Origin of the sequence: Gilliamella sp. BG3 (genome assembly GCF_046635605.1) — a bacterium.
Taxonomy (GTDB): domain Bacteria; phylum Pseudomonadota; class Gammaproteobacteria; order Enterobacterales; family Orbaceae; genus Gilliamella; species Gilliamella bombi.
Window position 1 is genome coordinate 1 of sequence record NZ_JBIDFE010000044.1, and the last position, 7,379, is coordinate 7,379.

General features: G+C 36.8%; 12 protein-coding genes and 1 pseudogene. 2 read left to right on the forward strand and 11 right to left on the reverse strand.

Features of this window, described 5'->3' with window-relative positions; translation table 11 throughout:
- From ACGH6S_RS11780 to ACGH6S_RS11815, 8 genes and pseudogenes are all read right to left on the reverse strand, one after another.
- Window positions 1-200 (reverse strand): annotated as a pseudogene (locus ACGH6S_RS11780) (DUF1073 domain-containing protein); the annotation flags it as partial.
- Window positions 201-202: 2 nt separating this feature from the next.
- Window positions 203-1,696 (reverse strand): terminase, encoded by a 1,494-nt coding sequence (locus ACGH6S_RS11785; protein ID WP_411578954.1) that lies wholly within the window; start codon window positions 1,694-1,696, stop codon window positions 203-205.
- Window positions 1,696-2,298: a hypothetical protein gene (locus tag ACGH6S_RS11790; RefSeq protein ID WP_411578953.1), complete on the reverse strand. Its 603-nt coding sequence runs from the start codon at window positions 2,296-2,298 to the stop codon at window positions 1,696-1,698. Before ACGH6S_RS11790 ends, ACGH6S_RS11785 begins: the two co-directional genes overlap by 1 nt.
- 11 nt (window positions 2,299-2,309) lie before the next feature.
- Complete coding sequence (locus ACGH6S_RS11795) at window positions 2,310-3,035, reverse strand: KilA-N domain-containing protein (RefSeq protein WP_411578952.1); 726 nt, start codon at window positions 3,033-3,035, stop codon at window positions 2,310-2,312.
- Between the two features lie 231 nt (window positions 3,036-3,266).
- Window positions 3,267-3,668: a hypothetical protein gene (locus tag ACGH6S_RS11800; protein WP_411578951.1), complete on the reverse strand. Its 402-nt coding sequence runs from the start codon at window positions 3,666-3,668 to the stop codon at window positions 3,267-3,269.
- A 176-nt stretch (window positions 3,669-3,844) separates the two neighbouring features.
- A complete protein-coding gene (locus tag ACGH6S_RS11805; protein ID WP_411578950.1) occupies window positions 3,845-4,165 on the reverse strand; it encodes a hypothetical protein in 321 nt (106 codons plus the stop codon).
- A complete protein-coding gene (locus ACGH6S_RS11810; RefSeq protein ID WP_411578949.1) occupies window positions 4,162-4,605 on the reverse strand; it encodes a D-Ala-D-Ala carboxypeptidase family metallohydrolase in 444 nt (147 codons plus the stop codon). Before ACGH6S_RS11810 ends, ACGH6S_RS11805 begins: the two co-directional genes overlap by 4 nt.
- Window positions 4,589-4,903: a phage holin, lambda family gene (locus tag ACGH6S_RS11815; RefSeq protein WP_065590024.1), complete on the reverse strand. Its 315-nt coding sequence runs from the start codon at window positions 4,901-4,903 to the stop codon at window positions 4,589-4,591. Before ACGH6S_RS11815 ends, ACGH6S_RS11810 begins: the two co-directional genes overlap by 17 nt.
- A gap of 485 nt (window positions 4,904-5,388) precedes the next feature.
- On the opposite strand from ACGH6S_RS11815, the gene ACGH6S_RS11820 reads away from it, so the two are divergent.
- Window positions 5,389-5,577: a ribbon-helix-helix protein, CopG family gene (locus tag ACGH6S_RS11820; protein ID WP_174798197.1), complete on the forward strand. Its 189-nt coding sequence runs from the start codon at window positions 5,389-5,391 to the stop codon at window positions 5,575-5,577.
- 17 nt (window positions 5,578-5,594) lie between these two features.
- On the opposite strand, the gene ACGH6S_RS11825 is transcribed toward ACGH6S_RS11820, so the two are convergent.
- The 3 genes from ACGH6S_RS11825 to ACGH6S_RS11835 all read right to left on the reverse strand — a co-directional run bounded on the left by ACGH6S_RS11825 (window position 5,595) and on the right by ACGH6S_RS11835 (window position 6,861).
- Window positions 5,595-6,173: an endonuclease gene (locus ACGH6S_RS11825; RefSeq protein ID WP_174798196.1), complete on the reverse strand. Its 579-nt coding sequence runs from the start codon at window positions 6,171-6,173 to the stop codon at window positions 5,595-5,597.
- A gap of 89 nt (window positions 6,174-6,262) precedes the next feature.
- Window positions 6,263-6,565 carry an addiction module antidote protein gene (locus ACGH6S_RS11830; protein WP_065561131.1) on the reverse strand — a complete coding sequence of 101 codons (303 nt, stop codon included), beginning with the start codon at window positions 6,563-6,565 and terminating at the stop codon, window positions 6,263-6,265.
- 2 nt (window positions 6,566-6,567) lie between these two features.
- Window positions 6,568-6,861, reverse strand: a complete 294-nt coding sequence (locus tag ACGH6S_RS11835) for a type II toxin-antitoxin system RelE/ParE family toxin (protein ID WP_065578846.1) — start codon at window positions 6,859-6,861, stop codon at window positions 6,568-6,570.
- A gap of 142 nt (window positions 6,862-7,003) precedes the next feature.
- Between ACGH6S_RS11835 and ACGH6S_RS11840 the strand changes: the two genes are divergently transcribed.
- Window positions 7,004-7,252, forward strand: coding sequence for a helix-turn-helix domain-containing protein (locus ACGH6S_RS11840; protein WP_411578948.1), 249 nt, complete (start codon window positions 7,004-7,006; stop codon window positions 7,250-7,252).
- The last annotated feature ends 127 nt before the right edge of the window (window positions 7,253-7,379 follow it).

Consider the following 7,379-nt stretch of genomic DNA (forward strand, 5'->3'; position numbering starts at 1 on the left):
CGCTTATATAGTTTATAGAAATCTGAGAAAGTGAGATTTTCTGGATAACCAAACTCGCGATCGATAAATGCCCTTTTCGTGTTACTAACCAATCCTTGTGATGCATACGCTAACCGTTGTCTACTTATATCCTGATTGCTATTAATTGCGGTTTGAGCAGCGTTTAATAACTGCTTGTCTGTTAAATTCGAATAACCCATTGTTACCTCATAAATAATCCTGCTGAGCGTTTGCGTTTATTTCGATTAGCCACAGCAAAATATCTAAACGCATCCGCACCGTGTGATGTATGGTCATGTAGCGGTTTATCTCGCCAACAGCCGTTTTTATCATCCCATGCTTTACGATAGGCTTCTAAATTAGCAATACCTTGTTCGCATTTGCTTGAATCAAACGCACACAAGGGGAGAATTTCACGAACCGACTCAATACCATCATCAACACTTAATTTAGGTACAACTTTAAAATTGATGCTGTATTTCTCACCGTCAATTTCATAGCCTTCTTTTGCTATCTGTTTACGGCTCTTACCATCACCCGATAATTCACGATTATCAATATCATGCGGTGCCCAGTGCTCAGCATATTCATAACCAAGATTTTGGGCTTTATCTTTCAGGACCTTCATGTAGTGCCTGAGACCTTCGCCACTATTTTCGTAGTAGTCGATGATGTGAAATTCTTCCCCCACTTTGCGCACAAACCAAATAGCGGTTGAATCACCAACCCCCAAGTCCCAATAAGTATAAACAGGTAAATGACTATTATCAGGTAGTACGGTAATGCGTTTTTCTTTGTATAGCTCTCTGAATTGCCTTGCATAGTAAGCACCCTCGATTGATTGCTCAAAGGCTTCACTTGGAATAGATGGATATTCACGCTTCATATCATCGCCAAGCGTTTTCTCTTTAGCGTGATACCAAGCTTTTTGTTGTTCGGTTAAGTCGATACCATGCTTAGCTTTTATTTCGCTAAAATACTCTTCTAATCGAGTTGGTATCGGTTCAACTGGCGCTATCGCATAAAGCGGATTCTTCCACCAAGAGAAGAAGAAAAATTTCCAATCAAGTGATGATAAAGGCTTACCTTGAATATGGGCTTTTTCAGCTGTATTGCAGTAATCATAAAAATAACCACTTTTACCCTCCGCCGTGCTTTCGATAGTAATGAAACAGCCTGTAGCAACCGCCTCAAACGCACCCGTGACGATTTCCTTGGCTTTATCAGGAAACTTAGCACAAATCTTACCAAACTCAGAAACATGCAAGTAACGCAATGTACCGCCACGGAATGAAGTTGATACATAAAGCGAACCGCCTTTTTTAAAGACCAACTCACCAGCCGCATCATTACTAGCAGGATTTGCTTGTTTTATTTCTTCGGGTAGTCTGTCATAAGCATATTTAACTTTTTCTCTAAATAATCTTTTAGCATCATTTAAAGTGTGAGCAATCAACGCACATTTAGCTGATTCAAATAAAGCGGCATCTAACTGAATAATACATACTTCGGTAGTAAAACCCAATTGCCGAGCTTTTAATATGATATTCCTTGTATGCATCCCCTCGAAGTATTCAAGCTGTTCGGGGGTCATTGTGAAGCGAATTTGCTTACCTGCTTTATCCGTGATGTAGTAGAGGTTATTTAAACGCCAAAGTTTATTACTGAGTTTTTTTAAATGACCAGGAGATAACATTAACCCTCCCGTGATAGTTTATCCATTAAATCCGAAAGTTGGCCAACTGAATTATCTTTTGGTGTGTCGTCAATGTTGTAAGCTTGACGCTCTAAAGTGATTAAATTTTTCAGCGTTTCACTTAATGCTTTCATTGATTTCACCCTTTCAGGCATAGATATGACGGACATATAAACTTCATTGAGTTTGTCCCTGCCGTTTTGGTCTGGATTTGCTAATAACTCACCAAGTTTTTTGAATAACTCTATATCAGCACATTCAGCGCCAAGCTCTTCAAATAAGGCATTCGTAATATTACGAGCTTTACGGATATCGCCTCGGTGTTCCATTCGGATATTAGCTATTACTTCGGCGTTAGCTTCAATTAATACCCTTTCTGATAATGAGTTTTCCGTGCGTACTTTTGTGCGTACCTCTTTAGTGCGTACCAATTCATCAGATTTATTTTTAATCTTTTCTGATAAGTCTCTGGACCAATTTTCTTTTTTTGCCCTTTTCCTGATAGCTCCGTCGGTTATCCCGTTTTTGCTTGCTATCTCTCTTATAGACAGTAATCCAGCCCTGTAGGCTGATTCGATAGCCTCCCAGTCTGGCTTTTTCATAATCTTTCCTTTTATGCAGCCAGAATAAATTTAATCTGACCTTTTGTATTAAATATTGTTGAGCATCGAGCCTCAAAATCTTTGTAATCAATACAGCCTTTTGCAATTGTTGTTATTGCTATTAACTGGTCTTCTACTGCTTTTAGTGCGTCTGGTTTTAAGAATTGATGGATTTTTTCACCTTTCTTTGTGCGTTCTTTGATGCTCAGATAAACCTTTTTAGGTAGCACGACACCATAAACCCATTTTTGCGTTATCAGCCCAAATAATGATGGACAACCGCCAACATGATTATTGAATGGCAAGTTAGTCATTTTTGATAATGCCTGATAAAAAGGTTGTTGGAATCGCTTTTCCCATGTTTGCGGTTGACTATAAGTTAGTATTGCTAATACTTGCTCATCTGTATAAGTAACAGCCTGAGAACGAATAAGCTTATCAATTTGCTCATCACACCATATCTCAAAATCAACAGATAACCAACGTGCAAATCTAACCGCCAACTTAGGATGAATCCAAGTACCACCACCACGATCCTTTCTTGCTCGGCTCGTTTTTACATACGGGATTTTCTGGTATGTAGATTCTAAAGCATTGATATAATTAACTGTATCAGGAAGAATTAGCCAGTCATTTGGACGTTTACCAAATCTTGATGCTGCTTCTGTTGCATTAATCCATCCATCATCATTGAAACCAACTTGATGACCTTTAAAGTCAAATTTAATAATATTCATATTATGTCCTTTATAGAATGAGCCTAAGTCACACAGAATAAACAGCCCCAAGAGTTCAGACATTAGCTGTCATTCTCTTAGGCTCATTCTGTAAAGCTCTTGGTTAATATTTGCCGTGTGATGGCAAATTTCAGACATAAAAAAACCGCAATTAAGCGGTTTGATTAAATATGCGGTTATTTTTTATAACAGCCCGGGATTTTTTATGGTTTATGCGGTAAAAGTGAATAGTTATTTATAAACAGCCGATCGAGTTAAGCTATTACGACGCAACCTCAATTGTTTTCGCAATTCAATCATAGAGAGATTTTTTTGCTCAATGCTTAACTTTAGCTTTTCTTTTAAATCATCATCATTGTTATACATGAGCATATATTTTGTTTTTTCCTTATCCAAGATTGAATAAATATACACATCATACAATTTCTTGCCGGCCGGTACTTTTGGATCGTCGCATTGTCTTTCGGTCTCTGTATAGCAAATAATTTTGTAAAACTCACGAGACAAGAACAATGATTTATCTATTTCGTATACGCCATTTTCTTGCACTCTCTCGCTTGGCGGGCTGTACGATGAATAATGAACAAAAGATATTTTCCTTCCTGTCACCGTTGTGAGATTTAATTCAAGCATTTCATTTCCCGTTGCTAATTAGATTTATCGCCCTTTTATCCGCATTGCACTGCCTAAGCCCGTTCAATAATTCAGTGTAAAGGGCTGGACATTGTCCCCAAGTGATTCGCTTATCAATATGAGGCTCGTTATTTGGTTGTGTCAGCGAAGCAGGGATATTGCATTGATAAACGTACTCAGTTTTTACCGTTCCGCATCCAGTCAGAAATATTGCTAGGCATAAAATCATTAGCACATTGATTATTTTTAAGCGCATCTTTCATTTGCTCTTGAAGTTGTTTAATTGACATAGCGTCTTGAGCTTTTTCTTGCTCTCGTTGCACTATGATTTGATTGTTTTTAGCAATGTTCTGCTCTAACTGTTCGATTTTTCCGAACAGTTCAGCGTTATCTTTTTGTAGCAGTTTCTTCTCTTGATAATTGCTGTAACCGAAATAGATAGTAAAGACAAAAACAGCAATGGTTAATGCGATGCTTAATATCCTTTCTTTACTCATACCAAACCACTTAAATAAACCGTTTTACCGCCGTGCTTAACTGCTGTTAACACTATTTGACGATTGTTAGTTGGGCTAAATCCAATATGGACCCATTGGTTGTGCTCTTGAATTAATTTATCGAACTGTACACCAGAATCAATTAATCGTTGGCAAATCTCTTTTGACGTACCAAATGATGATTTAAAATCAACTGCCAATCCTTTCGTATGAGCGCTTGTTGCTACACCGCCAACTTTAGCATTTAGCGCAGGACAACGATATCCAGACGTGATAATAATCGGCTTACCCAAAGCTTTTCTTACTAGCTCCAATTTAACAGCGGTTAGTTGCACATTAGACATTAAATCGGCAGGCACAGAGTTATCAATTTTTAATCTGCTGGCTGTTGTCGAGCGAGTAAATTCTTCTAGTGTGAAATGTTCAGTTAGCTTGGTCATCGTTGTTATCAATCCTTTTTCTTAACATTGAATTTGATATTTGACGTAATTTATCAACCCCTAAAAATCCAATTGCGCCACCGATGAACGGATTCATGCTAACGGGCAAACCAAAATAATCTAGCCCACTGCTAGCAGCTAATGACAACGCACCACACAGCAACGCTTCCACCCATTTACGGCGTCCACCCACACCATCATACGTTAAACGACCGTAGGCTATGATGATGGATAAAACGACGCCATAAATTAACGGCGCATTCGATTGTAACCATTCCATGATTGATGATTTATACATTTTATTATTCTTCATATGAGTTAATGATGTGACAGCGTACTAGCTAAATGTTAGTTATGTGTGTGTCTAGCTTTGCTGTCGATTCTGTAGAAGGCCCCAAACGTATCTATAAATCAATTGTTAGATTGACTTATAGAAAGTGGCGTAGGGGTAAATTTGGACATAAAAAAACCGCAATTAAGCGGCTTCATTCAATAATTTTATTCGGCAATAAATCTATAAAAAATTAAAATTTTTAGATAAATAGTGTTGACCTTTATTATAGGTTAACCTATAATAATAACCATCAAGTGAGGGACTTGATAAGGTAAACCCCCGACCTAAGACGAGGGCTTAAGGAGAAGTAAAATGAAGTTCTAAATATTCATTTTAATTCTGCTACTTTTGATTAGCTCCCCAGCATTCTAAAGTAGTTCAAAGGAGAGGGAAACCTCTCCGATGACCTTAAATATATCAATTGACACTTAATAAATCAAGGTGATTTTATGGCAAAATCAATGACAGAAATTCAAGCAAAAAGTGACCAAAAACGAGGTGTTAAAGTAAAAGGCTTCAAACTACACGTTGATGATATCGCATTAATTGAACAGGCAAGTAAAAGCTTAGATGTACCACAAGCTCAACTTATTGTTGATGCTGTTAAATTCTATCTTGATAACAAAAAAGCCTCTTAATTGAGGCTTATATGTAACTATTTACACTGTTGAGTAATGAATTTATTATCATTACCCTGAATTTTTTCTATCAGTTTGTTACGCTCACATTCCCATTTTTCAGGCGGAAACATTTTATCCCACGCTGTCATCAGCTTTTCTTCTTGATTAGATAAATTAATTTTGTATTTATCAGACATATATAGATATGTGCGCGCTATCATCCCGCGAATTTCATCGCGCGGCTGAAATTTTCTTTCTTTGAAATCTACAGCAGTTTTACACTGCCCATACTGATTAAATTTGTCCGTAAACTGCGAATAACGATAGTTAGAACGGTCTCCATTTACTTCGCCAATAGCGGGTTGTAGATTGTGCATATCCCCCTCCATCAAGTTGAACGTAACATCTTTTTTACACGCTTTACGCCCACCGTCTCGCCAACATTGTAGATGACGTCCGAAATTCTCAGCGGCAAACGACGCCCATCCATCAGGCGAAATATTATGAGCATGAAATCTCAGCACTTCATCAAGACCAAATTTTGTGCCATCCACCTCTATTAGTTGTATAAGCTGATTACCCTCAAGGGTTTGTAAATCTTGTGTTATTGGCATGGTTTTCTCCAGACATAAAAAAAGCCCGCAATAGCGAGCTTTAGGTTTGATTTTATTTTGTATATCTACATTAGATTTTCCATACTCAGTTAACAACAATCAGCATGTTTTTGTGAGGAAAACTGCATTTGCAAACCTAATGCTTGAACAATTTTAAAGATTGTATTAAAAGTGGGGTTCCCCTCACCTGATAACGCTTTATAAATACCCTCACGACTTATACCTGTATCACGTGAAAGCTGACTGATGTTTTTAGCTCTAGCTATATCACCAAGTGCAATAAATAAAAATTTAGGGTCTCCTTCTTCTATTGCGGCATTTAAATATTCTTGCATTTCTTCATCAGTATTTAAAAAATCAACCACATCAAAAGTTTTTAGTTTTGTAGTCATAATTAACCCCATTTATTTGCTAATTCTTTAGCAATTTTAATATCTGTTTGTTGTGTATCCTTGTCACCGCCACACAATAAAATAACAATTTCATTATTGCGGTTAACAAAATAAACCCTATACCCTTTTCCACAGTGAATACGCATTTCTGATACACCGCTGCCTACAGGCTTAACATCACCAAAATTACCTTCTTGCATGCGACGAATTCGAACTTTAATTTTAGCTGCTGCAGTTTTATCTTTAAGCGACTTCAACCATTTTTCCATTTGCTGTGTATAACTTACAGTAATCATGCTTTATTCCTGTTTTAATTTAAAACTATTATATCTTACACTGTTAGAATGTCAACTGCGGTTATCAATTATAATTATTTATATTTATATTTTTACTAAAACTTATATAATGCTTATATTGAGGTTAATCATAAAAATAATAATGAATAAAACAATCGATGTTGAAACAGGTGTACCAAACGAAGTTGTTAATATGGTTTTTGATAATAACTATTCTCCTGCACAAGCATGGCGTGAGTATTTAAAATTATCTCAAGTTGAAGTTGCGAATAAAATAGGTATTAGCCAATCAGCTTATTCTCAATATGAAAAAAGCCAAAAGCTAAGAAAAGCAACACGGATTAAAATTGCCGAAGCACTACAAATCGAGCCTGAACTGTTAGATTTTTAATAAAAACCCGCCGAAGCGGGTTAGGATCTAATAATATTTAAATCAAAAATTAGGGGCTGTTGATCTTTGCTGTACATAAATTACTCAACAATACATTGGCAGCCACATTAACATAAATGCCAGTGAT